The organism is Hasllibacter halocynthiae (assembly GCF_003003095.1).
Taxonomy (GTDB): domain Bacteria; phylum Pseudomonadota; class Alphaproteobacteria; order Rhodobacterales; family Rhodobacteraceae; genus Hasllibacter; species Hasllibacter halocynthiae.
In genome coordinates this window covers 1,238,294-1,263,361 of sequence record NZ_PVTT01000001.1, presented here as the reverse complement: position 1 = coordinate 1,263,361, position 25,068 = coordinate 1,238,294, and the positions used below count along the sequence as shown (strand labels likewise).

Annotated in this window: 29 protein-coding genes; 24 read left to right on the top strand and 5 right to left on the bottom strand. The window is 73.4% G+C overall.

Features of this window, described 5'->3' with window-relative positions:
- Window positions 1-22 precede the first annotated feature (22 nt).
- Window positions 23-1,243 (bottom strand): glycerophosphodiester phosphodiesterase family protein, encoded by a 1,221-nt coding sequence (locus BCF33_RS06315; protein WP_106160019.1) that lies wholly within the window; start codon window positions 1,241-1,243, stop codon window positions 23-25.
- Window positions 1,244-1,699: 456 nt separating this feature from the next.
- Here BCF33_RS06315 and BCF33_RS06310 point away from each other — a divergent pair, with 456 nt between their 5' ends.
- The 3 genes from BCF33_RS06310 to BCF33_RS06300 are packed head-to-tail and all read left to right on the top strand — an operon-like array spanning window position 1,700 to window position 2,638.
- Complete coding sequence (locus tag BCF33_RS06310) at window positions 1,700-1,990, top strand: putative quinol monooxygenase (RefSeq protein ID WP_106160018.1); 291 nt, start codon at window positions 1,700-1,702, stop codon at window positions 1,988-1,990.
- Between the two features lie 10 nt (window positions 1,991-2,000).
- Window positions 2,001-2,444: a MarR family winged helix-turn-helix transcriptional regulator gene (locus BCF33_RS06305; protein WP_106160017.1), complete on the top strand. Its 444-nt coding sequence runs from the start codon at window positions 2,001-2,003 to the stop codon at window positions 2,442-2,444.
- On the top strand, window positions 2,441-2,638 hold the full coding sequence (locus tag BCF33_RS06300) for a putative antibiotic biosynthesis monooxygenase (RefSeq protein WP_106160016.1): 198 nt from the start codon (window positions 2,441-2,443) through the stop codon (window positions 2,636-2,638). The genes BCF33_RS06305 and BCF33_RS06300 overlap by 4 nt, the downstream gene beginning before the upstream one ends.
- 246 nt (window positions 2,639-2,884) lie before the next feature.
- Here the strand turns inward: BCF33_RS06300 and BCF33_RS06295 are convergent, their stop codons facing one another.
- The 3 genes from BCF33_RS06295 to BCF33_RS06285 are packed head-to-tail and all read right to left on the bottom strand — an operon-like array spanning window position 2,885 to window position 4,924.
- Entirely contained in the window at window positions 2,885-3,823 is a 939-nt protein-coding gene (locus BCF33_RS06295; protein WP_245883733.1) for a tyrosine recombinase XerC, read from the bottom strand.
- A 7-nt stretch (window positions 3,824-3,830) separates the two neighbouring features.
- Window positions 3,831-4,205: a hypothetical protein gene (locus BCF33_RS06290; RefSeq protein ID WP_106160015.1), complete on the bottom strand. Its 375-nt coding sequence runs from the start codon at window positions 4,203-4,205 to the stop codon at window positions 3,831-3,833.
- Window positions 4,202-4,924 carry a DUF484 family protein gene (locus BCF33_RS06285; RefSeq protein ID WP_106160014.1) on the bottom strand — a complete coding sequence of 241 codons (723 nt, stop codon included), beginning with the start codon at window positions 4,922-4,924 and terminating at the stop codon, window positions 4,202-4,204. Before BCF33_RS06285 ends, BCF33_RS06290 begins: the two co-directional genes overlap by 4 nt.
- A 228-nt stretch (window positions 4,925-5,152) precedes the next feature.
- On the opposite strand from BCF33_RS06285, the gene BCF33_RS06280 reads away from it, so the two are divergent.
- Window positions 5,153-5,455 (top strand): hypothetical protein, encoded by a 303-nt coding sequence (locus BCF33_RS06280; RefSeq protein WP_106160013.1) that lies wholly within the window; start codon window positions 5,153-5,155, stop codon window positions 5,453-5,455.
- Between the two features lie 39 nt (window positions 5,456-5,494).
- A complete protein-coding gene (locus BCF33_RS06275; protein WP_106160012.1) occupies window positions 5,495-5,929 on the top strand; it encodes a DUF411 domain-containing protein in 435 nt (144 codons plus the stop codon).
- A 607-nt stretch (window positions 5,930-6,536) separates the two neighbouring features.
- Here BCF33_RS06275 and fsa read toward each other — a convergent pair.
- Window positions 6,537-7,190 (bottom strand): fructose-6-phosphate aldolase, encoded by a 654-nt coding sequence (gene fsa, locus BCF33_RS06270; protein WP_106160011.1) that lies wholly within the window; start codon window positions 7,188-7,190, stop codon window positions 6,537-6,539.
- Between the two features lie 54 nt (window positions 7,191-7,244).
- Here fsa and BCF33_RS06265 point away from each other — a divergent pair, with 54 nt between their 5' ends.
- The 19 genes from BCF33_RS06265 (at window position 7,245) to BCF33_RS06175 (ending at window position 24,967) form a co-directional block, all read left to right on the top strand.
- Window positions 7,245-9,464, top strand: a complete 2,220-nt coding sequence (locus tag BCF33_RS06265) for a primosomal protein N' (protein ID WP_106160010.1) — start codon at window positions 7,245-7,247, stop codon at window positions 9,462-9,464.
- A gap of 102 nt (window positions 9,465-9,566) precedes the next feature.
- Window positions 9,567-10,493 carry a hypothetical protein gene (locus BCF33_RS06260; RefSeq protein ID WP_106160009.1) on the top strand — a complete coding sequence of 309 codons (927 nt, stop codon included), beginning with the start codon at window positions 9,567-9,569 and terminating at the stop codon, window positions 10,491-10,493.
- A 117-nt stretch (window positions 10,494-10,610) separates the two neighbouring features.
- Window positions 10,611-11,258 (top strand): peptide-methionine (S)-S-oxide reductase MsrA, encoded by a 648-nt coding sequence (msrA, locus tag BCF33_RS06255; protein ID WP_106160008.1) that lies wholly within the window; start codon window positions 10,611-10,613, stop codon window positions 11,256-11,258.
- 44 nt (window positions 11,259-11,302) lie between these two features.
- A complete protein-coding gene (locus tag BCF33_RS06250) occupies window positions 11,303-12,181 on the top strand; it encodes a 50S ribosomal protein L11 methyltransferase (protein WP_106160007.1) in 879 nt (292 codons plus the stop codon).
- 112 nt (window positions 12,182-12,293) lie between these two features.
- Window positions 12,294-12,686: a hypothetical protein gene (locus BCF33_RS06245; protein ID WP_106160006.1), complete on the top strand. Its 393-nt coding sequence runs from the start codon at window positions 12,294-12,296 to the stop codon at window positions 12,684-12,686.
- 62 nt (window positions 12,687-12,748) lie between these two features.
- Window positions 12,749-13,234, top strand: coding sequence for a crossover junction endodeoxyribonuclease RuvC (gene ruvC / locus BCF33_RS06240; RefSeq protein ID WP_106160005.1), 486 nt, complete (start codon window positions 12,749-12,751; stop codon window positions 13,232-13,234).
- Window positions 13,231-13,890 carry a Holliday junction branch migration protein RuvA gene (gene ruvA, locus BCF33_RS06235; protein WP_106160004.1) on the top strand — a complete coding sequence of 220 codons (660 nt, stop codon included), beginning with the start codon at window positions 13,231-13,233 and terminating at the stop codon, window positions 13,888-13,890. Before ruvC ends, ruvA begins: the two co-directional genes overlap by 4 nt.
- 38 nt (window positions 13,891-13,928) lie before the next feature.
- Window positions 13,929-14,951, top strand: a complete 1,023-nt coding sequence (ruvB, locus tag BCF33_RS06230) for a Holliday junction branch migration DNA helicase RuvB (protein WP_106160003.1) — start codon at window positions 13,929-13,931, stop codon at window positions 14,949-14,951.
- A 42-nt stretch (window positions 14,952-14,993) separates the two neighbouring features.
- Complete coding sequence (locus tag BCF33_RS06225) at window positions 14,994-15,635, top strand: hypothetical protein (protein WP_106160002.1); 642 nt, start codon at window positions 14,994-14,996, stop codon at window positions 15,633-15,635.
- Window positions 15,632-16,024, top strand: coding sequence for a YbgC/FadM family acyl-CoA thioesterase (locus BCF33_RS06220; RefSeq protein WP_281260006.1), 393 nt, complete (start codon window positions 15,632-15,634; stop codon window positions 16,022-16,024). The genes BCF33_RS06225 and BCF33_RS06220 overlap by 4 nt, the downstream gene beginning before the upstream one ends.
- A gap of 160 nt (window positions 16,025-16,184) precedes the next feature.
- A complete protein-coding gene (gene tolQ, locus BCF33_RS06215) occupies window positions 16,185-16,853 on the top strand; it encodes a protein TolQ (RefSeq protein ID WP_106160001.1) in 669 nt (222 codons plus the stop codon).
- A gap of 1 nt (window position 16,854) precedes the next feature.
- The gene (tolR, locus tag BCF33_RS06210; RefSeq protein WP_106160000.1) at window positions 16,855-17,319 is read left to right on the top strand and encodes a protein TolR; all 465 of its coding nucleotides are present in this window, start codon (window positions 16,855-16,857) and stop codon (window positions 17,317-17,319) included.
- Complete coding sequence (locus BCF33_RS06205; RefSeq protein ID WP_106159999.1) at window positions 17,320-18,504, top strand: cell envelope biogenesis protein TolA; 1,185 nt, start codon at window positions 17,320-17,322, stop codon at window positions 18,502-18,504. It abuts the gene before it with no gap.
- A gap of 118 nt (window positions 18,505-18,622) precedes the next feature.
- Complete coding sequence (tolB, locus tag BCF33_RS06200) at window positions 18,623-19,954, top strand: Tol-Pal system beta propeller repeat protein TolB (protein ID WP_106159998.1); 1,332 nt, start codon at window positions 18,623-18,625, stop codon at window positions 19,952-19,954.
- Between the two features lie 53 nt (window positions 19,955-20,007).
- Window positions 20,008-20,532, top strand: coding sequence for a peptidoglycan-associated lipoprotein Pal (gene pal, locus BCF33_RS06195; RefSeq protein ID WP_106159997.1), 525 nt, complete (start codon window positions 20,008-20,010; stop codon window positions 20,530-20,532).
- The gene (ybgF, locus tag BCF33_RS06190) at window positions 20,532-21,335 is read left to right on the top strand and encodes a tol-pal system protein YbgF (protein WP_106159996.1); all 804 of its coding nucleotides are present in this window, start codon (window positions 20,532-20,534) and stop codon (window positions 21,333-21,335) included. The genes pal and ybgF overlap by 1 nt, the downstream gene beginning before the upstream one ends.
- A complete protein-coding gene (gene tilS / locus BCF33_RS06185; protein ID WP_106159995.1) occupies window positions 21,242-22,291 on the top strand; it encodes a tRNA lysidine(34) synthetase TilS in 1,050 nt (349 codons plus the stop codon). Before ybgF ends, tilS begins: the two co-directional genes overlap by 94 nt.
- Window positions 22,292-22,368: 77 nt before the next feature.
- Complete coding sequence (gene ftsH, locus BCF33_RS06180) at window positions 22,369-24,282, top strand: ATP-dependent zinc metalloprotease FtsH (protein ID WP_106159994.1); 1,914 nt, start codon at window positions 22,369-22,371, stop codon at window positions 24,280-24,282.
- A gap of 85 nt (window positions 24,283-24,367) precedes the next feature.
- On the top strand, window positions 24,368-24,967 hold the full coding sequence (locus BCF33_RS06175; RefSeq protein WP_106159993.1) for an MOSC domain-containing protein: 600 nt from the start codon (window positions 24,368-24,370) through the stop codon (window positions 24,965-24,967).
- Window positions 24,968-25,068: the final 101 nt, after the last annotated feature.

Here is a 25,068-nt window from a genome sequence, read left to right as displayed (position 1 = left end):
CGCCCCGCCGCGGGAGGCGACCTCACAGGCCCATGCAGTTGGCGTAGAACGTCACCGTGGCGGGCCAGTCCGAAAACACCCCGACCACACCCACGTCCTGCGCCAGCACGTCGAGGAGCTCGAGGTAGTCGCCGTCCCCGTCGACCGCGTCGGCGATGGACTGGAAGTACCACCCGCCGCCATCCGCCAGCGGGCCCGACCGCTCGAGCGTCCAGGTGATGACGCCCATGTCCGCCTCCCGCGCGGCATCGGCCAGCGCGTTCGGGACGATCTCCCCATCCTCGAGCTTCACGAGCATCCAGAGCGGCGGAGCGATGTAGTTCACGCCCATGTCCTTCAGCTCCGCGATGCTCTGGGGCCAGGTCGAGGGGTCGTCGGGGTCGTAGCCGTCGAGGTCGTACTCGTCCATGAGGTAGACGGCCTGGCGGCCGAACTCGGGCTCGTTCTCGATCCAGTAGCGCACGTCTGCCAGGTCGAAGCTCTGCGGCCAGACGCGGGACGGGTCGATGCCGGCCTCCCGGTACTCGTCGATCATCGCCTGGGCGTAGTCCTCCTGGCTCCAGCCCTCGTAGGGCATCTCGACGACGGGCGCCTTCAGCTCGGGCGTGAAGTCCGCGCCGAGCGCGTCGAAGAGGCGGATCGACTCGGCATGGGTCATCAGCGTCGCGCCGTCGGCATAGAGCGTCGTGCGCCAGTCCGCGACGCCGCCCTGGTAGTCCTCTGCGCTCGTCGCCGCGGCGTCGAAGGCGTCCATCTTCGGCGTCAGGGTTCGGAACTCGTCCAGCGTGATGTCCACGGTGCGGCACTCGGCCGACGCCTCCGCATCGGCCGACGCGGGCGTGAAGGGCTCGGCGCATTTCTCCGCCAGATCGGTCGTCAGGATATCGGTCGTGGTGTGCAGGTCGTTCTGCGCGTGCCGGCAGACGAGCTCCCGGTCGGCGGTGAATGTGACGTCGCATTCGAGGATGCCCGCCCCCATCCGCGCCGCCGCCTCGTTCGACTCGACCGTGTGCTCGGGGAACATCAGCGGCGCGCCGCGATGGCCGATGGAGAAGGCGGTCCGCTCCGGCACGTCGCCGAGGCACGCCTCCAGCGTCGACCTGAGCTCGCCCTCCTCCAGCTGCCCGACCAGATGGGCCGGCCGCTGACCATAGCTCATGGCCGGCGCGTCCGCGCCGGCATCCTGCGCGAGGCCCGCCCCCGGGACGGCGGCGCAGAGCGCGGCAAGCATGGCACGTTGCATAGGATCTCCTCCCGATTCGTGGCTGCGGCGCGGCCCTCTCGAAGGGCGGCGACGCGTGGGGCGGAGCTTTCCACGACCGCGCATGGGCGGCAAACGGCGAATGCCGCCGGCCTAGCCCCCGGCCCGGGGGCGGCGGACGCCTCTCCGCCGGGCCCCGGGCCGGGACGTGCAGACTGTCCGCCCAAGCCCATGTCATCCCCGTACCGCCAACGCTGCGGAGCGAACGAACGGTCACCCCGACCGTTTCGCAGAAGCCCAGACCCGACACCTGCTCCGTTCCAAGCCGTCGAACCGGCCCTGTCGAAACGGACGATCCGTTTTAAACAACCGCGGTGCCGGGGTGCACTGCTGCGACGTCCGATGCGGACCAAATTTGATCCGGTGCATGACCGTGCTTAGCGCACCTTGCATATCATACCCGCGCTCTTTAGTTATCATGGTAACGAAAGGCATCCTATGACTGACCCCCTCTGCATCGTCGCGACGATCACGCCGCGTCCCGAACACCTCGCCGCCGCGCGCGCTGCCATCCTCGGTATCGTGCCGGAGACTGTCGCCGAGCCTGGTTGCCGAACGTTCCGCCTGCTCGAAGGTGGGGACGGACGCTTGCGCCTCTACGAGGAATGGACGGGCGAGGACGCGCTCGAAGCGCACCACGCCAAGGATTACACGCGCGCCGTCTTCGCCGCCTACGAGGACTGGCTGGCCGAGCCGGTGGACATCGTCCGCCTGAGTCGTCTGGCCTGAGCGCGGCTCGATGTTCTTCCTGCGGGACCTGCCGTCCCGCCGCATGGTCGAGGTCTATGCCGAGCGGCATGACGGCCTCGACGTGGAGGCCGTCCGGGACGCGCTCGTGCTCATGCGCCGCGCGAGCCTCCTGGTGCGACGGCTCGAAGCGTACTTCGCCGCGCACGGCCTATCGCAGCTGCGCTTCCTCGTGCTCATCGTCATCGACCGCGAGCCCGAACGCGACGGCCTGAGCGTTACCGAGATCGCCGAGCGGCTCGACGTCTCCAAGCCCGTCATCACGCGCACGCTGGCGCACCTGGTCGAAGACGGCCTCATCGCGATCGAAGCCGACCCGGACGACGCGCGCGCGAAGGTCGTGCGTCTGACGGAGGCGGGCCGGGCCACCCTGTCAGAGGTGCTGCCGGGCTACTTCGCCCTGCTGTCGGCGTCAGGCGAGGACGAGGGCGCGTGAGCGCCCGCGTCGCGCTGCTGCGAACCTTCGTGGTCTGGGTGATCGTCTGGCCGCTCGTCACGCTCGGGCTGTTCGTCCTCCAGACTGCCTGGCCGGACCTGCCCATGCCGGCGCGCACCCTCGTGCTGACAGCACTCCTCGTGCCGGCAATCAGCCTGATCATCGCCCCGCAGGTCGCACGGCGCGTTTCCTGACCTATGCCGAGACAGAACGTATCGGTGTCCTAGCGTATACCCCGCGGGGCAAGCGGAGCTTCGGGGGAGGTTCCGAGGTCCGCTACGGCCCGGATGCCGGACCTTCGCCGTTCCGTCAGGGACCCCCTGACGCACGGCCCTGCGGCATCCCCGGTCCCTGCCTTTCACGCGGTCGAAGGGCACGGGGGCGCCGCTCCGGGCGGGGCCGGCGGTTCCGGCGCCGAGGTGGCGGCCCGCCTTCGCCCCTCAGGCCTTGGGGTGGGCGGCCTCGTAGACCTCCAGCAGGCGCACGGTGTCGACGGCCGTGTAGGCCTGCGTGGTCGAGAGGCTGGCGTGGCCCAGCAGCTCCTGGATGGCGCGCAGGTCGCCGCCCGCGGCCAGCAGATGCGTGGCGAAGCTGTGGCGCAGGGCGTGCGGCGTCGCGCTCTGCGGCAGGCCGAGGCGCGCGCGCGCCGCCCGCATCGCGCCCCGGACGGCCCCGGGATCGAGCGGCCCGCCCCGCACGCCCCGGAACAGCGCGCCCCCCTCGAGCGGCAGGGGGCAGAGGCGCACGTACTCCGCCACCGCCTCCGCTGCGGCCGGAAGGACCGGCACCCGCCGCTCCTTGCCGCCCTTGCCGCGGATGGTGACGGACGCCTCCAGCGGATGCGCGGCGAAGGGCAGGGCCAGCGCCTCGCCGATCCGCAGCCCGCACGCCCAGAGCAGCGCCAGCACCGCCCGGTCGCGCGCCGCGACCCAGCTCCCGTCCGCGCCGGCGTCCGACAGCACCGCGCGCGCGTCCTCCGGCGCCAGCGGGCGGGGCAGGGGGCGGTCGAACTTCGGCGCCCTCGCGGCCAGGATCGCCGTCACGTCGATCCCCTCGCGCTCCGCCAGCCAGCCCGCGAACGCCTTCACCGCCGAGAGGCGCCGCGCGAGGCTGCGCGCCCCCAGGCCCCGCGCCCGCTCGGCCGCCATGAAGGCCCGCATGTCCCCGATCCGCACCTCGCCCAGCGTGCGGGCCCCCTCCGCCCCGCCCCGGTGCCGCCCGTGGAAGTCGAGGAAGGCCGCCGCGTCGCGCGCATACTCGGCCCGGGTGCGGGCCGCGCGGCCCTCCACGCCCGTCAGGTGGTCCCCCCAGCGCGCCAGGGCGTCGCGCAGCGCCGGCGCGATGGCGAGGCCGCCGCCACCCGGACCCTTCCCGGCCACCGGCCGCTCAGGCCGGCGAGGCGAGCTGCGGCGTCCCGCCCCGGGGCTCCAGCCGGACCACCGCGACGCGCGGCATGGCGTCGAGGCTCGCCCACCAGGCCTCGACGGTCCAGCCGCCCTCGGGCACGGGCGCGCGGCCCAGGGGGGCGAGGGCGCCGGGGACGGCGGGCGCCTCCCGCGCGGCGCGCGCCAGCATCGCCTCCAGCGCCGCGCGGGCGCCGCCGCGCACCTCCCGCAGGGGCGCGGGCCGCCCCGGCGCCGCGTCCGAGTTCGCCGGTCCCGCCCCGGACCGCGCCACCGGGCCGTGAACCGGGACGAAGGCGGGGGCGATCCGGCCCGCGCCGGCTTCCGCCAGCATGGCGTCGACCCAGCGGCGGCTCATGCCAGCCACCGCCGCAGCGCGCGCTCGAAGACCCCCGCGAAGAACGCGAGGAGGTCGGTCGCCTGCCCGGGCTTGAACTGGTGCGGGTCCTCGCAGCCCAGGATCAGCGCCGCGGGCAGCCGCCCCTCGCCGAGGTCCAGCGCCAGCACCGCCTCCGATCCGATCGGCTCGCCGTCCGGCCCGTGCATTCCCACGTGCATCCCCTCATCGTCCTCGGGCATCTGGCGCAGCGTCACGCAGCGCGCGGGCCCCGGCCTGCCGCGGCCGGCATAGCCGTCCACGAAGCCGCGCGGCACGACCTGCAGGACCTCGCCGAACGTGCCGATGGGCGCGGGCTCGATGCAGTCCGCGCCCTCCAGCACGAGGCGCACCGACTCCACCCTGAGGATCTCCGCGACCTCGCCGCCGAGGTCGGCCATGAACCCCTCGAACGCCGCCGGATCCATCAGGCGCAGCACGGCGCGGTGGATCTGGTTCGTCCCGGCGAGGTTCTCGTAGGCCGCCGCGATGACGCTGCGATGGGTCTCCTCCAGGCGGTCCAGGCGCTCCTCCAGGCGGGCCATGGCGAGGCCCCGCAGGTCGACGACGTTGCCGCCCGCCGCCGCCTCGTGGCGCGCGACCAGCGCCGCCATCAGGTCCCTGTCCCTCAGGATGACCTCCGGGTCCTTCAGGATCCGCTGGCGGACGTCGCCTTCGATAGATGCTGGTTGGGTGGACATGCCGCGCCCCCGGTTCTCGCGCCGGTCCCCGTGCCGGCCTTCGGGGGAAGGGGTAGCGGGCGCCGGCCCGGCCGGTCCACCGGCCGCGGACTCCGCCGGGGGGCGGTGTCTCGCCCCGGTCACGTGACCGGCAGGGCACGCGGATGCGCCGGCGCGCCCGCCCGTCCTTTTCCCGCCGGGCGCCCGGCCCCTTCCCATCCGCGCGCCGATTCCCCATCCTCTTCCGCGATGCTCCGCGCCCTCGCCATACTCGCACTGCTGCTCGCCCTGCTCGGCCCGGCCCTCCCCGGCGGCGCCCCGCACGGCGCCCGCCAGCCCGAGGTCGCGGACGCGCCGCCGGCCTGCTGCGCCGCCCACCACGCAGCCCACCATGCCGGCCATCACGGGCCCTGCGCCCTCTGCACCGTGCTCGCATCCGCGCCCGCGGCCGCCACCGAACCCGTCCAGGCCGGCCGCGTCCTTCCCGCGCGCGCGACGCTTCCCTCGGGCCGCCTCCATGCGCCGCCCACCGGTCCGCCCCGCCTCGGCTGAGGACGAAGCCCTCACCGAAACCCAAGCGGAACCGATGCCATGAACACTCGAATTGCGGCCCTCGCCGCCCTCTTCCTCGCCGCCCCCGCCCTTGCGGAGGCCCCCGCCATGACCGTCATGCCCTCGCCGGGATGCGGCTGCTGCCATGCCTGGGCCGACCTCGCCCGGGCCGAGGGCTACGACGTCTCCATCCGCGAGACGGACGTCGCCGCCCTCAAGGACGACCTCGGCATCACGCCGGGGCACCGGTCCTGCCACACCGCCCTCGTCGGGGGCTACGTCCTCGAGGGGCACGTGCCCTTCGACGCGGTCGCGCGCCTCCTCGCCGCGCAGCCGGCCATCGCCGGTCTCGCCGTGCCGGGGATGCCGTCCGGCTCGCCGGGGATGGGGGACGACCCCGACGCCCGATACGACGTGATCGCCTTCGGTGGCACCGCCGGCGCTGGCGAGGTCTTCCACGAGGCGGGCCGCTAGCCCGCCGCCCGGCGCCGCGCGCGGTTCTCCGCACGCAGCGCCGGCCCCTCCGCCGAGATCGGGCCCCGAAGGCCGCGCGCCGCCACGGACCGCGCCGGGCCGGGACCCGTTCCCCGCCGCCCGGGCACCCCCTCCCGGACCGGCGCCCCGGCGCCCGGCACCCGAAGGCGCGCCGCCGGCCGGAAGGAGCGGCGCGGCGGCGCACGTCCGCACCCCGCCGCCGGCGAACCGGACGGAGGCCGCACCGCGCCGCCGCCGCCCGGAGACGGCCCCGTCCGAAGCGGTCCGCCGATCCCCCGGACGCACCTCTCCCGACCGTCCGCCGCCGATCCCCCGGCGGCCCCGCGGCCTCGCGCTCCCTGCGCGGCCGGGGCGGGGGCCTCCCGCCTCGGCTATGGGGGTGGTTCGTCGCATCCCGCCCGGTCCCTTCCCGCCTTGCGGGGGACAGTCTGGCCCAGGGGGCTTGCCGCGGGGTTAACGCGGCGCGCGTTGCAGGGGCCGCGGGACGCGCGCGCCGGTCCCGCTCCGCCTGCAAGCCGCTGGCGGAAAAGGAAAGGGCCGGCCCCTCGCGGTCGGCCGGCCCTCCTCGATGGAACCTTCCGGGCGCCTAGAGGATCGACTGCCCGGTGCCCTCCCAGTCCTTCAGGAACGCCTCCAGCCCCTTGTCCGTCAGCGGGTGCGACGCCATCTGGCGAATCACCTTCGGGGGGGCGGTCATCACGTCCGCGCCGATCTTCGCGGCCTCGCGCACATGCGCGCCCGTGCGGATCGACGCGGCGAGGATCTGGGTCTCGAAGCCATAGTTGTCGTAGATCTGGCGGATGTCCGCGATCAGGTCCATCCCGTCGAGGTCGATGTCGTCCAGCCGGCCGATGAAGGGGGAGATGAAGGTCGCCCCCGCCTTGGCCGCCAGCAGCGCCTGGCCCGCGGAGAAGCAGAGCGTGACGTTCACCATGTGCCCGTCGTTCGTCAGGTGGTTGCAGGCCTTCAGCCCGTCCCAGGTGAGCGGGACCTTGATGGCGATGTTGCTCCCGATCTTGGCCAGCTCCTTGCCCTCGGCCATCATGCCGTCGAAGTCCGGCGCGACCGTCTCGGCCGAGACGGGGCCCTCGACGAAGCCGGCGATCTCGGCGACCACCTCCTTGAAATCGCGTCCCGATTTCGCGATGAGCGATGGGTTGGTTGTGACGCCGTCGACCATCCCGAGGTCGCTCAGCTCGCGGATGTCGTCCACCTCGGCGGTATCGACGAAGAACTTCATGGGGGTCTCCTTCTTGTCTCGACGCCCTAACGCGCCGGGGCCGCGATGGGTAGCATGAACCTCCTTACCCCGCCCGCGCGGTCGGCGGACGGCAGCTTCCCCGAGGGCGCCCTCGTCGCCGTGCTGACCGCCCAGCCCCTCGACCGCCTGCTCGACTACAAGGCGCCGGAGGGGGGGTGCGTCCCCGGCTCCTATGTCGAGGTGCCGCTGGGGCCCCGCACGGTGATCGGCGTGGTCTGGGGGCCGGGCAGGGGCGACTACGACTACGCCCGCACCCGCGCGGTCGGGCGGGTGCTCGACCTGCCCCCGATGCCCGAGGAGATGCGCGACTTCCTCGAGCGGGCGGGCGCCTACACGCTCACCCCGATGCACGCGATGCTGCGCCTCGCCACCCGCGCGCCTGGCCTCGGCGAGGACGCGGGCACCGTCCGCCTCCTCGTGCCCGGCGGGCCCGAGCCCGCGCGCATGACGGACGCGCGCCGCAAGGTCATGGACGCCTTGGGGGAATTCGACGGCCAGCCCGTCACCCGGGCCGAGCTGTCGGCCGCCGCGGGCGTCACCTCCTCCGTGATCAAGGGCCTCCTCGACGCCGGAACCCTCGCGGAGGTCGAGCGCCCGCGCGACCCGCCCTACGCCCCCCTCGACCCGGACCGCCCGGGCGTCGAGCTGACCGAGGCGCAGGAGCACGCCGCCATCGACCTGCGGGCCAAGGTCCGGGGGGGTGGGTACGGCACCACGCTGCTGAAGGGCGTCACCGGCTCGGGCAAGACGGAGGTCTATCTCGAGGCCGTCGCCGAATGCCTGCGCCGGGGCCGCCAGGCCCTCGTCCTCCTGCCGGAGATCGCCCTGACCTCCGAGTTCGTCGCGCGGGTCGAGCGGCGCTTCGGCGCCAAGCCCGCCGAATGGCATTCCGGCGTCACCGGCACCGAGCGGCGGCGCTGCTTCCGGCGCGTCGCCGAAGGGCAGGCGCGCCTCGTCGTCGGCGCCCGCTCGGCCCTCTTCCTGCCCTATGCGGACCTCGGCCTCGTCGTCGTCGACGAGGAGCACGACCCCTCTTACAAGCAGGAGGACGGCGTCCTCTACAACGCCCGCGACATGGCCGTGCTGCGCGCCTCGCACGCCAGGGCGCAGGTGATCCTCGCATCGGCCACGCCCTCGCTCGAGACCTGGGTGAACGCGAAGGAGGGGCGCTACGACCGCCTCGTCCTGGGCAGCCGCTTCGGGGCCGGCGAGCTGCCGATGATGCGCGCCGTGGACCTGCGCCGCGAGAGGCTGGAACCCTCGCGCTGGATCGGCCCGACCCTCGCCGAGGCCATGCGCGAGCGGCTGGACCGGGGCGAGCAGTCCCTCGTCTTCCTGAACCGCCGCGGCTACGCGCCCGTGCAGGTCTGCCGCGCCTGCGGTCACCAGATCGGCTGCCACCAATGCGACGCCCGCATGGTCGAGCACAGGTTCCGCAAGCTGCTGATGTGCCACCAGTGCGGCGAGACGCGCCCCATGCCGGCCGAGTGCCCCGAATGCGGCGTCGAGGGGAAGCTGGCCCCCGTCGGCCCGGGGGTCGAGCGGATGGCCGAGGAGGTCGCCGAGCGTTTCCCCGAAGCCCGCGTCGCGATCCTCTCATCGGACCTCTACGGCAGCGCGCGCCAGCTGAAGGCCGAGATCGAGGAGATCGCGAAGGGCGCCGCCGACATCGTGATCGGCACGCAGCTCGTCGCGAAGGGGCACAACTTCCCCCTCCTGACCCTCGTGGGGGTGATCGACGCCGACCTGGGCCTCCAGGGTTCGGATCTTCGCGCAGCCGAGCGGACCTTCGCCCTGATGCGCCAGGTGGCGGGCCGGGCGGGGCGCATGGGCGCGGGGGGCGTCGCCCTCCTGCAGTCGGCGCAGCCCGAGCACCCGGTCATCAAGGCGATCCTCGCCGGAGCGGAGGAGGATTTCTGGGCCGCCGAGGCCGCCGAGCGGCGGGCCATCGGCGTGCCCCCCTACGGCCGCATGGCCGGGATCGTCGTCTCCTCCCCCGAGATGCACGAGGCCTACGGCCTCGCCGAGGAGATGGCCCGCCGGGACGAGCCCCTGCGCCGCGCGGGGGCCGAGCTGTGGGGGCCCGCCGCGGCGCCCATCGCCCTGGTGCGCGGCCGCCACCGCGTGCGCCTTCTGGTCAAGGCCGACCGGGGCGTGCCGATCCAGGCGGCCGTCGCGGACTGGCTCTCGCAGTTCCGCTGGCCCGCCACGACCCGCGTCTCCGTCGACGTCGACCCGCAGAGCTTCCTCTAGGCGGCAGGCTTCCGCCGTTCGGCCCGCCGGTCATTGAATGACAGGCGCGCGGCCCCGACCTCGCGCCTCGAAGGAATCACGACGAACCAGCGGGAGAACGTCATGCTCCGATCCCTCAAGGCCGCGCTCGCGGTCGTGCTCGCCCTGGGCGCCCCCGCCCTCGCCCCCACGCTCGCCGTCGCCGACCCCGCCGCCGAGCTGGCCCAGGTCCGGGCCGTGCTGGACCGCTACGCCGACATCTCCGTCGCCCGGGCCGACGGCTGGCGCCCCTTCGGCGGGGACGAGCCGCTGATGGGCCAGCACTGGTACCGCGACGGCGGCCCCGACTACGCCGGCTCGGACGCGCGCCTCGACTTCGCGCAACCCTCGAACCTGATGTACACGGAGATCGGCGGCCGCCAGGTCCTGACCGGCGCGGCCTTCGTCGTCCGCCTGCGGCATGGCGAGGCGCTGCCCGCGGGCTTCACGGGGGGCGGGGACCGCTGGCACGTCCACGACTTCGAGGGGGCGTTCGAGGCCGCGACCGAGGACCGCCCGTTCCTGCGGGGCCTGGGCAACTGGTGGCTCGACCGCGAGTACCGCAACGCCGGCGACGACCGCGGCCGGCTGGCGATGGTGCATGCCTGGGCCGGCCCGATCCCGAACCCCGACGGGCCTTTCGCCTCGCACAACCGCCTCCTGCCCTATCTCGAGCTGGGGCTCCCGGCCGAATGGGCGAACGGCGCCGGGATGGCCGCCGCGCGGGGGCTGGTCCTCGCCACCCCGGACGGCTGCGAGCGCACCCTCGAAGGGCCGGTGTGGATAGCCAACATCCCCGGCGGGCAGGAACGGGCGCTGCTCGCCGGCTGCGCGCAGGCCGCCGACCACGTCCGCGCCGCCCTCGCCACGGGCGACCGGGCGGCGGTCGACGCCGCCGCGCGGGGCGCCTGGCAGTCCTGGGAAGGCTTCCTCGACGCGCAGCTGACCCCCGACCAGAAGCGCCGCATCGCCGCCATGAGCGAGCACGGCATGGATCACGGCGCCCACTGATGGCGCCCGCGGCGGGGGTCGCCGTCCCCGCCGCCTCCGCAGGCCCGGGCAGGCGCGGGAGTAGGCAGACGCCCCCGCCGCACCTATCTTCGGAAGGCACCACAGCGAGGTTCCTCCATGTTCGGCTTCAGCACCAAACCCGCCGAGAGGCTTCCCGCGTCCGAGACCCTTCCGGGCCGCGACGCGCCCATCCCGACCGCCAAGGCGCACCACGTCAACGGCGCGGACCTCAAGGCCGTGCCCGAGGGGGCCGAGGTCGCCTATTTCGGGATGGGCTGCTTCTGGGGCGCCGAGCGGATGTTCTGGCAGATCCCCGGCGTGATCAGCACCGCCGTCGGCTATCAGGGCGGCGACACCCCCAACCCCACCTACGAGGAGGTCTGCTCGGGCCGCACCAACCAGAACGAGGTGGTGCGCGTGGTCTTTGACCCGTCCGAGGTCTCCTACGAGACGCTGCTCAGGACCTTCTGGGAAGGACACGACCCGACGCAGGGCATGCGCCAGGGCAACGATCGCGGCACGCAGTACCGCTCGGGCATCTACGTGACGAGCGACGCGCAGCGCCAGGCGGCCGAGGCGTCGCGCCGCGACTTCCAGAAGCGGCTGGACGCGGCCGGCTACGGCGCGATCACCACGGAGATCGAGGACGCGCCTGAGTTCTACTTCGCGGAAGGCTACCACCAGCAGTACCTGGCGAAGAACCCGGGCGGCTATTGCGGCCTCGGCGGCACGGGCGTGACCTGCCCCGTCGGCACCGCCGCCTGACGCGCGACCTTGCCCCGGACGCCGCGCCGGGGCAGGGGGCCGGCATGACGCGAGCCACCACCCCCGCCACCTGGACCGCCTTCGCCACCCTTCGGGGGGAGGGGGCCGCGCGCCGCCTCGAGACGGCTCTTGAGGGGATGGACCCCGCGCCCGAGGGGATCGGCGTCTTCGAGGTCGAGGACGACTCGGGCCTCTGGGAGGTGGGGGGCTACTTCACCGAGGCGCCCGACCCGGTCGCCCTCGCGCTCGCCGAGGCGGCGTTCGGCGTCTCGTTCGCCGTGTCCGAGCTGCCGGAGACCGACTGGGTCGCCCATGTCCGGCGCGAGCTGGCCCCCGTCGAGGCCGGGCGCTTCTTCGTCCACGGCGCGCATGACGCGGCGAAGGTCCCCGCCGGATCGGTGCCGCTTCTGATCGAAGCGGCGATGGCGTTCGGCACCGGTCACCACGGCACGACGCTGGGATGCCTCCTCCTCCTCGACGAGATCCTGTCGGAGCGCGTACCGGCGCGGGTGCTGGACCTGGGCTGCGGAACGGCCGTCCTGGCGATGGCCGCACGCAAGGCCGCGCCCGGGGCGGTCGTGGTGGCGACCGACGTCGATCCCGTGGCGATCGAGGTGGCGGAGGCCAACCTCGCTGCGAACGGCCTCGCCGGCGCCGTGGAGACGGTGCTGGCGGACGGGACCGGGCACCCGCGCATCGCCGCCTCGGCGCCCTACGACCTCGTGATGGCCAACATCCTGATGGGGCCGCTCCTCGGGATGGCGGACGGGGTCGCGCCGCTGGCGGAGGGCGACCTGATCCTCTCGGGCCTCCTGCGGGACCAGGCGGACCCGGTCGCGGATCGCTATGGCGTGCTCGGCTTTGCCGAGGTCGGTCGCCGCGAGGCCGGGGATTGGGCCGCACTGCGGCTTCGGCGCGACTAGTCGTGACGGAAACGTTCTGTTTCCGCCTCAATATCGCCAGAAGCCGCTTTTCTGCCACATTTGAGGGCAAGAGAGATCGCCAGCCGGGCCGTCGCCCGGATGGAGCGCTGCGATGGGACGTCACTTCGGCGAGATGGACGACCGCATAACGCTGAGCCCACGGCGGTCGGCGACGGCCCTCACGGGGTTCGAGCTTCGCCCCGACGGCCTGATGGTCCCGACCTATCGCACGCAACGCCGACAGGCCCGGCGCATGCTGCCCGCCCTGAGGGGCTTCGTCGCCGTGATCCTGGGGGTGACGGCTTTCAAGGCGCTGATCTTCGCCCAAGTCGGCGCCGCCGAATACGAGGAGCGCCTTTCGCGGTTCGACACCGGCGACCTCGCCGCCCAGGCGATCGCCTTCGTCATGCACCCCGATCCCGTGACGGCGGCGGCGGGCGGCGGGGTGCGCGCGGCGATCCGGGGCACCGTGCCGCCCACGCTGAAGGCCGCGGCGCTGGACTGAACGACCCTTCCGGCCCGTTCCCGTTTCGTGCTAGCCCGGCGCCGGAACGGCGGGAGGGCCTGATGCGCGTTCTTGGAATCGACCCAGGGCTGAACGCCTGCGGCTGGGGGGTGATCGCGGTCGAGGGGCCGCGCCTCGCGCACGTGGCGAGCGGCACGGTGCGGCCGAAGGGGGCCGACCTCGGCGCGCGGCTGGTCGCCCTCCACGACGGGCTGACTGAGGTGGTCGCCGCCCACGCGCCGGCCGCGGCGGCGGTCGAGGCGACCTTCGCCACCGCCAACGGCGCATCGACCCTGAAGCTGGGGCAGGCGCGGGGGATCGCGATGCTGGTGCCCGCCCGCGCAGGCCTCGTCGTGGGCGAGTACGCGCCGAACGCCGTGAAGAAGGCCGTGGTCGGCGCGGGCCACGCCGCGAAGGATCAGATCGGCTACATGGTGCGCCTCCAGCTTCCTGGCGCGGATCCCGACGGTGCCGACGCGGCCGACGCGCTGGCCGTCGCGATATGCCACGCGCTGCACCTGCGCGCCTCTGCCCGGGCCACGGCATGATCGGGCGGCTCTCGGGGCGGATCGCCTACCGCGCGGCGGATCACGTCATCCTCGACGTGGGGGGCGTGGGCTACGTCGTCCACTGCTCCGAGCGGACGCTGGCCGCCCTCGGCGGCGCGGGCGAGGCGGCGCAGCTCTGGACCGACCTCCTGGTGCGCGAGGACCTGCTCCAGCTCTTCGGCTTCCCGACCCTCCTCGAGAAGGAGTGGCACCGCCTGCTGACCACCGTGCAGGGCGTGGGCGCGAAGGCTTCCATGGCGATCCTGGGCACGCTGGGGCCCGACGGCGTGGGGCGGGCCATCGCCCTGGGCGACTGGGCGTCCATCCGGGCCGCGCCGGGGGTCGGGCCGAAGCTGGCGCAGCGCGTTGCGAACGAGCTGAAGGACAAGGCCCCCGCCGTGATGGCGCTGGGCGGCATCGACGCGGGCGCCGCCCCGATGGTGCCGGCCTCCGTCGGGGGGGAGGTGGTCGAGCCGTCCGCCCCCTCCACGCCCGGGGGCGGCGCCGGGGCCCAGTCCGAGGCGCTCTCCGCCCTCCAGAACCTCGGCTACGCGCCCGCTGACGCCTCGCGGGCGGTGGCGGAGGCGGCGGGCGAGGGGGCCGAGGACACGGCCGGCATGATCCGTGCCGCCCTGAAGCGGCTGGCCCCCGCATGAGGGGCGCGATGGCCCCCCGGAACGCCTAGGTGGACGGCATGGAACAGCCCCTCTCCCCCGAGCGCCAGCAGGGCGACGACGGTCCTGCGCTGCGACCCCAGACCCTGCACGAGTTCGTCGGCCAGGCGGAGGCGCGGGCGAACCTCCGGGTGTTCACGGCCTCGGCCCGCCAGCGGGGCGAGGCGATGGACCACGTGCTGTTCCACGGGCCCCCCGGCCTGGGCAAGACGACGCTCGCGCAGATCATGGCGCGCGAGCTGGGGGTGGGGTTCCGCATGACCTCGGGGCCCGTTCTGGCCAAGGCGGGCGACCTCGCGGCGATCCTGACCAACCTCGAGCGGAACGACGTCCTCTTCATCGACGAGATCCACCGCCTGAACCCCGTGGTGGAGGAGGTGCTCTACCCCGCGATGGAGGATCACGCGATCGACCTCGTGATCGGCGAGGGGCCGGCCGCGCGCACGGTGCGGATCGACCTGCAGCCCTTCACCCTCGTGGGCGCGACGACGCGGCTGGGCCTTCTGACGACGCCTCTGCGCGACCGGTTCGGAATCCCGATCCGGTTGCAGTTCTACGAGGAAGGCGAGCTCTTCGAGATCGTTACCCGCGGCGCGCGCCTCCTGGGCGTCGCCGCTGAGGAGGCCGGCGCGCGCGAGATCGCCCGCCGCGCCCGCGGCACCCCCCGCATCGCGGGGCGCCTCCTGCGGCGGGTGGTGGACTTCGCGGTGGTGGAGGGGGACGGGACGATCACCGAAGCGCTCGCCAAGGACGCCCTGGCGCGGCTGGGGGTGGACGCCCTCGGCCTCGACGGGGGGGACCGGCGCTACCTCTCGCTGATCGCGGAGGCCTATGGCGGCGGCCCCGTGGGGATCGAGACGATGAGCGCCGCCCTCTCGGAATCGCGCGACGCCCTGGAGGAGGTGGTCGAGCCCTATCTTCTGCAGCGCGGCCTTCTCATGCGCACGCCGAGGGGCCGGGTGCTGACCCAGCCGGCCTGGCGGCATCTCGGCCTCGACGCGCCGGAGGTGCCCATGCAGGGCGGCCTCTTCGACGAGGGCTGAGGGGCCGTTGCGCCCGGGCCGGGGCGCGTCCATGCAGGCGGCATGCCCGATGCCAACGATTTGGAGCGCCTCTTCACCCGTTCGGACGGCTCCTTCGTCTTCGCGCGCTGGGGCCGGGCCATCGCGCCCGTCGCCTTCGGCGTCGAGGAAGCGACGCTGCCCGCGATCAAGGGCGCGGTCGAGGCGGTGGGCCATCTGACCGGCCACCCCGTCGCCGAGACCGACCCCGAGCTGGGCAGCAACCTGATGTTCTTCTTCGTCCGCGACTGGGACGAGCTGGGGGAGGTGCCGGGCCTCGACCGGCTGATCCCGGACCTGGCGTCCCTCGTCGGTCGCCTGAAGGACGCGGACGCGAACCAGTATCGTGTGTTCCGCTTCGACGCGGCGCCCGACGGGGGGCCGGGGGCGATCAAGGCGGCCTTCGTCCTCCTGCGGATGGACGAGCACCTGTCGCAGGCCCCGGCCGGCGCGCTGGCGCTGGGGCAGGCGGTGCAGGTCGCGCTCCTCTGGTCCGACACGGCCTTCGCGGAGGCGCCGCCGCTCGTCGCGGGGCCGGGCGGCGCGATGCTGCGGCCAGACGTCGCGAACGTGCTGCGCGCCGCCTATGATCCCGTCCTGCCGCAGAGCGGCCGCGACCCATCCCTCGCGCTGCGCCTCGCCGCGCGGATGGGGCGGCCGCAGTGACCGCGCCGCACCTCTACGAGGGGCGGGTCCACTACGAGGATACCGACATGGGCGGGGTGGTCTATCACGCCAACTGGCTCAAGTTCTGCGAGCGCGCCCGTTCGGACTGGGTGCGCGGGCTGGGCCTCGACCAGAACGCCCTGCGCGAGGCGGGGACGGTCTTCGTCGTGCGCCACATGGAGTGCGACTGGATCGCGCCGGCACGTCTGGACGATCCGTTCCTCGTGGAGACGGTGCCGGAGGCGCCCGGCCGCGCGCGGGCGGTGCTGCGCCAGCGGGTTTCGGTCCGGGGGGCGGCGGCCTTCGAAGCGCGCGTGACCATCGCGGCGATGGGACCTACGGGGCGCCCCGTCCGCCTTCCCGAAGCGCTGCGTGCGGCGGCCGCGTGAGGCGGATCGGCATCGCGCCGCGCATCACTTCGCGGATGACGCGCGCGCGATTGGCGCTTTCCCGCGCGGCGCGGTAACGTCGCCTCGACGCCCGCGGAAAGACGGGCGCGGCGGACGTGCAGTACGGGCGCCCCCGGGAGGGCGCGGGGACAGGGCATTCATGGAACACGATCTCAGCCTCTGGGGGCTATTCGCCCAGTCCAGCCTCACGGTGAAGCTGGTGATGATCGCGCTGGTGGTGGCCAGCGTCTGGGCCTGGGCGATCATCGTCCGCAAGCTCCTGCGCTACCGCGCGGCCAAGGCCGAGGCTGCCCGCTTCGACGAGAAGTTCTGGTCGGGCGAGCCGCTGGACGAGCTCTACGAGACGATCGGCCCCAATCCCGGCACGGGCCCCGAGCGGGTGTTCTCCGCCGGGATGACGGAATGGCGCCGCTCGCACCGCGAGAGCGGCGGGCTGATCCCGGGCGCGACCGCGCGGATAGACCGCTCGATGGACGTCGCGATCGCGAAGGAGGCCGAAGATCTGGAGAAGGGCCTGCCCTTCCTCGCAACCGTCGGCTCGACCGCGCCCTTCATCGGCCTCTTCGGCACCGTCTGGGGCATCATGAACGCCTTCACCGAGATCGCCGCCCAGCAGAACACGAACCTCGCCGTGGTCGCGCCGGGCATCGCCGAGGCGTTGTTCGCCACCGCGCTGGGCCTTCTGGCGGCGATCCCGGCGGTCATCTTCTACAACAAGCTGACCTCGGACGCGGGGCGCATCACCGCCGGCATGGAAGGGTTCGCCGACGAGTTCGGGACCCTCCTGTCGCGCGAGGTGGACGCCTGAGATGGGCGCGGGGGTCATCAAGGGCGGCGGAGGCGGATCGCGTCGGCGCCGGGGCCGGTCCCGTGCCGCCCCCATGTCCGAGATCAACGTCACGCCCTTCGTGGACGTGATGCTGGTCCTTCTCATCATCTTCATGGTGGCCGCGCCGCTGCTGACCGTGGGCGTCCCGGTCGAGCTGCCCGACACGGCCGCCGAGGCGCTGAGCGTCGACCAGGAGGAGCCGCTGACCGTCTCCGTCCAGGCCGGCGGCGGCCTAGCCATCCAGACGACGGAGATCGCGGACGACGACCTCATCCCCCGCCTTCGCGCCATCGCGGCGGAGCGGGACTCCCAGCGCATCTTCCTGCAGGCCGACGAGACCGTGGCTTACGCGCGCGTCGTGCAGGTCATGGGCGCGCTCAACGCCGCCGGGTTCACCGACATCGGTCTGATCACCGACACGGACGGCCCGACCTTCGGAGGCTGAATGGCGCTTCGGGACGAGATCGACGCGGGCACGGTCGTCTCGGTGGGCGGCCATACGGCGCTGATCGCCTTCGCGCTGTTCGGCGGCCTCCTAGCCGAGCCGGACGAGGCGCCCCCCCCCGCCGCCATCGAGGCGGTGCTCGTCTCCGCCTCGTCGCTGACGGCGGGCACGGCCGAGACCCCGCCCGCCCCCGCCGAGGAGCCGGCCCAGGCCGCGCCGCCCGAGCCCGAGCCCGCGCCGCCGGCGCTGCCCGAGCCGGTCGAACAGACCCCCCCGGACACGGCCGAGCCCGCACCGGCGGAGAGCGCCGCCGCCCCAGCCGAGCCCGAGCCCGCACTGCCCGAGGCGCCGCCGCCCGAGCCCGAATCACCTCCCGAGCCCGCGCGCCCCGCAGCCATCGCGGAGGCGCCGCCCGTCCCGCTCCCCGGGCCCGAGGTCGACCCGCGCCCCGCGCCCCGCGTCGCGCCGCAGCCGGCCCCGGTCCCGCCCCCCGAGGCCGAGACCGCCCCCGAGGTGGTGGAGGCGACCGTGCCCGAACCCGCCCCCGAGGCGTCCGAGCCCGCCCCGGAGGAGGAGGTCGCTACCGCCCCCGAAGAGGCCGGCGACGTGCTGGAGACCGAGGCCAACGAGATCGAGGAGCAGGACCTGGCGCTGGCCCCCGCCAGCTCGCCCGCGCCGCCCGCCAGGCCGCGCCGTTCCGATCCGGCACCCGATCCCGCCCCCGAACCCGAGGTCGAGGTCGCCGCTGCCGACAGCACCGCGATCGAGGAGGCGCCGGCGGACTTCTCGGGCGGCGTGCTCGACGCGTTGGCCGAGGCGGAGGCGGAGAGCGCCTCCTCCGAGGCGGAGGCGCCCGACCTGCCCATCGGCCCGCCGATGACCTTCTCCGAGCGGGACGGCTTCCGCTTCGCCGTCCAGCAGTGCTGGATCACCGACCCGGGCGCCGAGTGGATGCAGAGCACCGTGGAGGTCGCGTTCACGCTGAACCAGGACGGCACGATCGCCTCCGGGCCGACGCGGGTCTCGGCCACGGGCGGCACGCCCGCCGGGCAGCAGATCGCGTGGGAACGCGCGCGCACCGCCATCGCCCGGTGCGGCGCGCGCGGCTTCGACCTGCCGGCCGAGAAGTACGGCCAGTGGCGCGAGGTGATCCTGACCTTCGATCCGACGGGAATCCGCTGGTGACGCGGCGCACGGGACATCTTCGTGCGCGGTCCTCCGCCCGTCGCGGACCGCCGGCGCGCCTGCCATTTGATGACGTGCGCAGCCGCGTCAGAACCCCGGCCGAGGAAGGGTAGGGACCATGAAGATCATCACCATCGCCGCGATGCTCGCGGCCGCCGCGCTGACAGCGCCGCCCGCAGCCGCGCAGCAGGCCCCCGGGCCGCTGCGGATCACGCTGGAGCAGGGCGTGATCGAGCCCCTGCCGATCGCGATCCCCACCTTCGTCGCCGAGGATGCCGGCGCCGAGGCGATCGTCGCCGAGCTGACGCAGGTGGTCACGGACGACCTCGTGAACTCGGGCCTCTTCCGGGCGATCCCGGCCGACGCCTTCATCTCGCGCGTCGCGTCCTTCGACGCGCCCGTCGCCTACGCCGACTGGAAGGCGATCAACGCGCAGGCCCTCGTCACCGCCGGGGTCGCGACGCGTGGCGACGGCGCGGTCACGGTGCGGTTCCGCCTGCACGACGTCTTCTCCGACGGCGAGGTCGGCGAGGGACTCCAGTTCGCGGGCACCACGACCGAGCTGCGGCGGCTGGGCCACAAGATCGCGGACGAGATCTACTCGCGCCTCACCGGCGAGGCCGGCTATTTCGACAGCCGCGTGGTCTTCGTGTCCGAGACCGGGCCGAAGAACGCCCGCCTCAAGCGGCTGGCGATCATGGACTACGACGGCGCGAACGTCCGCTACCTCACGGACGACAGCTCCATCGTGCTCGCCCCGCGCTTCAGCCCGCGCGGCGACCGCGTCCTCTACACCAGCTATGCCTCCGGCTTCCCGGAGGTGTACCTGCTGGACGTCGGATCGGTCACTTCGCAGCCCCTGGGGGACGGCTCGTCCACGATGTCCTTCGCGCCGCGCTTCGCGCCCGACGGGAACACGGTGGTCTACTCGCTGTCCTCGGGCGGGAACACTGATCTCTACACGCTCGACCTCGCCACGGGCGCGCGTCAGAGGCTGACATCCGCCCCCTCCATAGAGACCGCGCCGAGCTACTCGCCCGACGGCAGCCAGATCGTGTTCGAAAGCGACCGCACCGGCATCCCCCAGATCTACGTGATGCCGGCGAGCGGCGGCGAGGCACGCCGCATCTCCTCCGGCGAGGGGCGCTACGGCACCCCGGTCTGGTCGCCCCGCGGCGACCTGATCGCCTTCACCAAGCAGAACGCCGGTCGCTTCCACATCGGCGCCATGCGGACGGACGGCAGCGACGAGCGTCTGCTCACGGCATCGTTCCTCGACGAGGGGCCGACCTGGGCGCCAAATGGCCGCGTGATCATGTTCACCCGCGAGACCCAGGGCGAGGACGGCGCGCCGGACCTCTGGTCGGTCGACGTGACCGGCCGTAACCTGCGCCGCGTCTCCACCCCTGCCTTCGCGAGCGATCCGTCCTGGTCGCCGCTGCTTCCTTGAAACGACTTTCACGAGGCGGCATCACCGCTCCTCGAACACCGGAAGGAACCTCCATGCGCCCGATGATCGCCGCGACCCTCGCCGCCGCAACGCTGCTGTCGGCCTGCACCAACCCGACCGGCTTCGGGCCCGGAAGCGGCGCCGCGGGGGCGCCGGGCGCCCAGGGCGTCGCGGGCGGGATCGTTCCCGGCAGCGCGAGCGATCCGGCCTCGGCGGCCTACTTCCAGCAGACGGTGGGCGACCGCGTGCTCTTCGCAGTCGATCAGTCGACCCTCTCGGGCGAGGCGCGGACGGCGCTGACGCGGCAGGCGCGGTGGCTTCAGCAGAACCCCGGCTTCACCGCCGTCATCGAAGGTCATGCGGACGAGCAGGGCACGCGGGAGTACAACCTCGCCCTCGGCGCCCGGCGCGCCGCCGCCGCGCAGGAGTTCCTGGTCTCGCAGGGCATCGCCTCGTCGCGCCTGCGGACGGTGACCTACGGCAAGGAACGCCCGCTCGAGATCTGCTCCTCGGAGGCGTGCTACGCGCAGAACCGCCGCGCCGTCACGGTGCTGGCCGGTGGGGTCGGGTCGGTCTGATGCGCGCCCTGCTCTGCGTCCTCGCGCTTCTCGCCGGCCCCGCGCTCTCGCAGGACCGCGAGGCCACGCTGGCCGACATCCGCCAGCAGCTCGTGCTTCTCAACTCGGACGTGCAGGGGCTGCGGCGCGAGCTGTCGACCACGGGCGGGCAGTCGCTGAACCTGCCCTCGTCCGCGCTGGAGCGGATCGACGCCATCGAGTCCGAGCTTCAGCGCCTGACCTCCGCCACGGAGGCGCTGACGGGCAGGGTGGACCGGGTGGTGACGGACGGCACGCGCCGCATCGGCGACCTTGAGTTCCGGCTGGTGGAGCTGGAGGGGGGCGACGTCTCGCAGCTGGCCGAGACGTCCACCCTGGGCGGTGGCGAGCTGCCCGAGGGCGGCGCGCAGGCGACCCCGGTGACGGGCGGCGCGCAGCTCGCCCTGGGCGAGCAGGCCGACTTCGACGCCGCGCAGGCCGCCTTCGACGGCGGCGACTACGCACAGGCCGCGACCCTCTTCGCCACCTTCGCGGAGAGCTACCCGGGCGGGCCGCTGACCGGGACGGCGAAGTTCCGCGAGGGGGAGGCGCTGGAGCGCGCAGGCGATCTGCCGGGCGCCGCGCGTGCCTATCTCGCCGCCTTCTCGGGCGATCCCGAAGGCGCGGCGGCGGGCGACGCGCTCCATCGTCTCGGCCTCGCGCTGCGCGACCTCGGCCAGACGGAGCCGGCGTGCATCACGCTCGCGGACGTGCAGAGCCGCTTCCCCGGCTCGGGCGCGGCGGCCCAATCGGCGGATGCCGCGCGGGCCATGGGCTGCTCCTGAACCTGCGCGCCCTCTTCCGGGCCGAGCTGCGCCGACTGGTCCCCGAGGATGGACCCGTCGGGCTGGCGGTCTCCGGGGGGGGCGACTCGGTCGCGCTCATGCATCTCGCCGCGCTCGAAGGGGTCCCGGCGCGGGCGGCCACGGTGGACCATGGGCTGCGGCGATCCTCGGCCGCGGAGGCCCGTGCCGTGGGCGCGGCGGCAGCGGCCCTGGGGCTGGCCCATGCCACCCTGCGCTGGGCCGACCCTCCGCGGGATGCGGGGCAGGGCCCCGCGCGGGCGGCGCGCCTCCGGCTGCTGCGTGGCTGGGCACGGCGCGAGGGCCTCTCGGCGGTCCTGACGGGGCACACGCTGGACGATCAGGCCGAGACGGTGCTGATGGCGCTGCGCGGCGGGGGCGTCGACGCACTCTCCGCGATGCCTGACACCTCACCCTGCGGCCTCTTCCGCCGTCCGTTGCTGGGCACCCCCCGCGAGGCGCTGCGCAGTTGGCTTCGCGCGGCGGGCATCCCTTGGGTCGAGGACCCCGCGAACGACGATCCGCGCCATGCCCGCACCCATGCCCGCCGGGCGCTGGCGGGCATGCCGCTGGGAACCGCCGCCGCGTTGGCCCGCGTCGCCGCCCTCGCCGCCGAGCGCCGATCGCTGGAGGAGGCGGAGGCCGCGCGCCGCCTCGAAGGGGCCGGATGCGACGGGGGCCTCGCGGCGGCGCCGCTCCTGGGCCTGCCGACCCCGATCCGCCGCCGCGCCTGGAGGCTGGCGTTGACGCGGGAGGGCCGTGCACCGCGCGGGCGCGACGTCGCGGCGCTGGACCGGGCCATGCTCGCGGGCGCGGCGGCGAGGACGCTCAACGGGATCGTGATCCGCAGGCGCGGCCCCCTCCTGACGCTGGTGCCGGAGGTAGTGGGGCGCGGCGCGGGCGGCGACGATCCGTCTTCCGAAGGTTTCGCGCGTTGAACACCGGCCCCTTCTCCTTACATTGCACTCCGACCGGCCTTTCCGGCCGCCCCCGCTTCCCCTGAAGGAGAGACACCTTGGGCAACGCGCGCAGCATCGCATTCTGGGTCGTCCTGGGCCTCCTCCTGGTGGCCCTGTTCAACCTCTTCTCCGGCGGGCAGGGCGGCCTGAACGCCCGGCAGATCCCGTATTCCGAGTTCATCGAGGCGGTCGACCAGGGCGAGGTCGATTCGGTCGTGCTCGACGGCGAGCGGGTCGAGTTCCGCGGCGAGGACGGCCAGTCCTACACCACGATCCGCCCGGGCGACGACCAGTTGACCGAGCGCCTGATCGCGAACGACGTCCCGATCCAGGCGCGTCCGCAGCAGCAGTCGGGTTTCGCGACGATCCTGATGACCTTCCTGCCCTTCCTCCTCCTCATCGGCGTCTGGATCTACTTCATGAACCGGATGCAGGGCGGCGGGCGCGGCGGCGCGATGGGCTTCGGCAAGTCGCGCGCGAAGCTGCTGACCGAGAAGCACGGCCGCGTGACCTTCGAGGACGTCGCCGGCATCGACGAGGCGAAGGACGAGCTCGAGGAGATCGTCGAGTTCCTGCGCAACCCGCAGAAGTTCAGCCGGCTGGGCGGCAAGATACCGAAGGGCGCGCTGCTCGTCGGCCCCCCGGGCACGGGTAAGACGCTGCTGGCGCGGGCCATCGCGGGCGAGGCGGGCGTGCCGTTCTTCACGATCTCGGGCTCGGACTTCGTCGAGATGTTCGTGGGCGTCGGCGCCTCCCGCGTGCGCGACATGTTCGAGCAGGCCAAGAAGAACGCGCCCTGCATCGTCTTCATCGACGAGATCGACGCCGTGGGCCGGTCGCGCGGCGTGGGCTACGGCGGCGGCAACGACGAGCGTGAGCAGACGCTCAACCAGCTCCTCGTGGAGATGGACGGCTTCGAGGCCAACGAGGGGATCATCATCGTCGCGGCCACCAACCGGCCCGACGTTCTCGACCCCGCGCTGCTGCGGCCCGGGCGCTTCGACCGGCAGGTCCAGGTTCCGAACCCCGACATCAAGGGCCGCGAGAAGATCCTGGGCGTCCACGCGCGGAAGGTGCCCCTCGGGCCCAACGTCGATCTCAGGATCATCGCGCGCGGCACGCCGGGCTTCTCGGGCGCCGACCTCGCCAACCTGGTGAACGAGGCGGCGCTGATGGCCGCCCGCGTCGGACGGCGCTTCGTGACGATGGACGACTTCGAGAACGCCAAGGACAAGGTCATGATGGGCGCCGAACGCCGATCCATGGTCATGACCGAGGACGAGAAGAAGCTGACCGCCTATCACGAGGCCGGGCATGCCGTGGTGGGCCTGAACGTCCCGCAGCACGACCCGATCCACAAGGCGACCATCATCCCGCGCGGCCGTGCCCTGGGCCTCGTGCTGTCGCTGCCGGAGCGGGACCAGCTTTCGGTGACCTACACGAAGTACCGCTCGAAGATCGCGATGGCGATGGGCGGGCGCGTCGCGGAGGAGTTGATCTTCGGCAAGGAGAACATCACCTCCGGCGCGGCCTCGGACATCCAGCAGGTCTCGAAGATCGCCCGCGCGATGGTCACCCAGTTCGGCTACGCGGACGAGCTGGGCTTCGTCGACTACGCCAACGAGCAGCAATCCTATCTCGGCAGCTACCAGGGCGGGGGCAACGTCTCGCCCGAGACGCAGGCCAAGATCGACGCGAAGGTGAAGGAGTTGGTGGACGAGGGCTACGAGACCGCCAAGCGCATCCTGACGGAGAAGATCGACGATCTGCACAGGCTGGCCAACGGCCTTCTGGAATACGAGACGCTGACGGGCCCTGAGATCATGCGTGTCATCAACGGCGAGCCGCTGGGCCGCGACGATGGCGACGGCACCTCGCCGACGGGCGGGGATGGAGGCAAGCCCTCGGTCGTCTCGATCCCGAAGACCGGCAAGGGCCTGTCGGGTCCGGAGCCCGAACCCGCGACCTGACCCGTATCGCGCGAAGGAAAGGGGGCTGCTTCCGAAAGGAGGCGGCCCCTTTTCCTTCGTCCGCAGCCGCTTCAAGATCGTCCCCGTGCCCGCGCTGATCCCCACCTCCTTCGCCGCCCGCGTCAGATGGCTGGGCGTCGTCCCTGACCGGGAGGCGGCGCTGGCCAGCGCGCCCAGGGCCAGCCTGACGCTCGGCTTCGCCGGCCCCGAAGACGAGGACCACGGCGGACGCACGCGCCTTTCGTGTGGGCGGGTGGTGGATCAACACCCTTTCGGGACCGAGATCGCCAATGTCCGGCAACTCTCCGTCGTCTCCGCCGAGGAGCTGGCGGCGATGGCGGAGGGGATGGAGCTGGATGAGGTGGACCCGGCTTGGATGGGGGCGACGATGGTGGTGGAAGGCATACCGGACTTCACGAAGGTTCCGCCCTCGTCTCGGCTACAGGGTCCGGACGGCGCCACGCTGGTCGTCGACATGGAGAACCGCCCCTGCCAGTTGCCCGCCCGCGTGATCGAAGGCGAGCACCCCGGCAAGGGCGGCGCGTTCAAGGGCGCGGCGCGGGGACGCCGCGGCGTCACGGCCTGGGTCGAGCGTCCCGGCACCCTCGCGCTGGGGGACGAGCTCGTGCTCCACGTTCCCGACCAGGACCCTTGGCCGCACCTGCCGGCCGCACGGGGCCGCTGACCCTCGGCCCTCAGATCAGAACGAGCGTGGCTCCGGCGAGGCCGGTGAGAAAACCGATATGAACGATGAGCGCGGGCATGGGTTTCGCCTCCTTGGCAGCG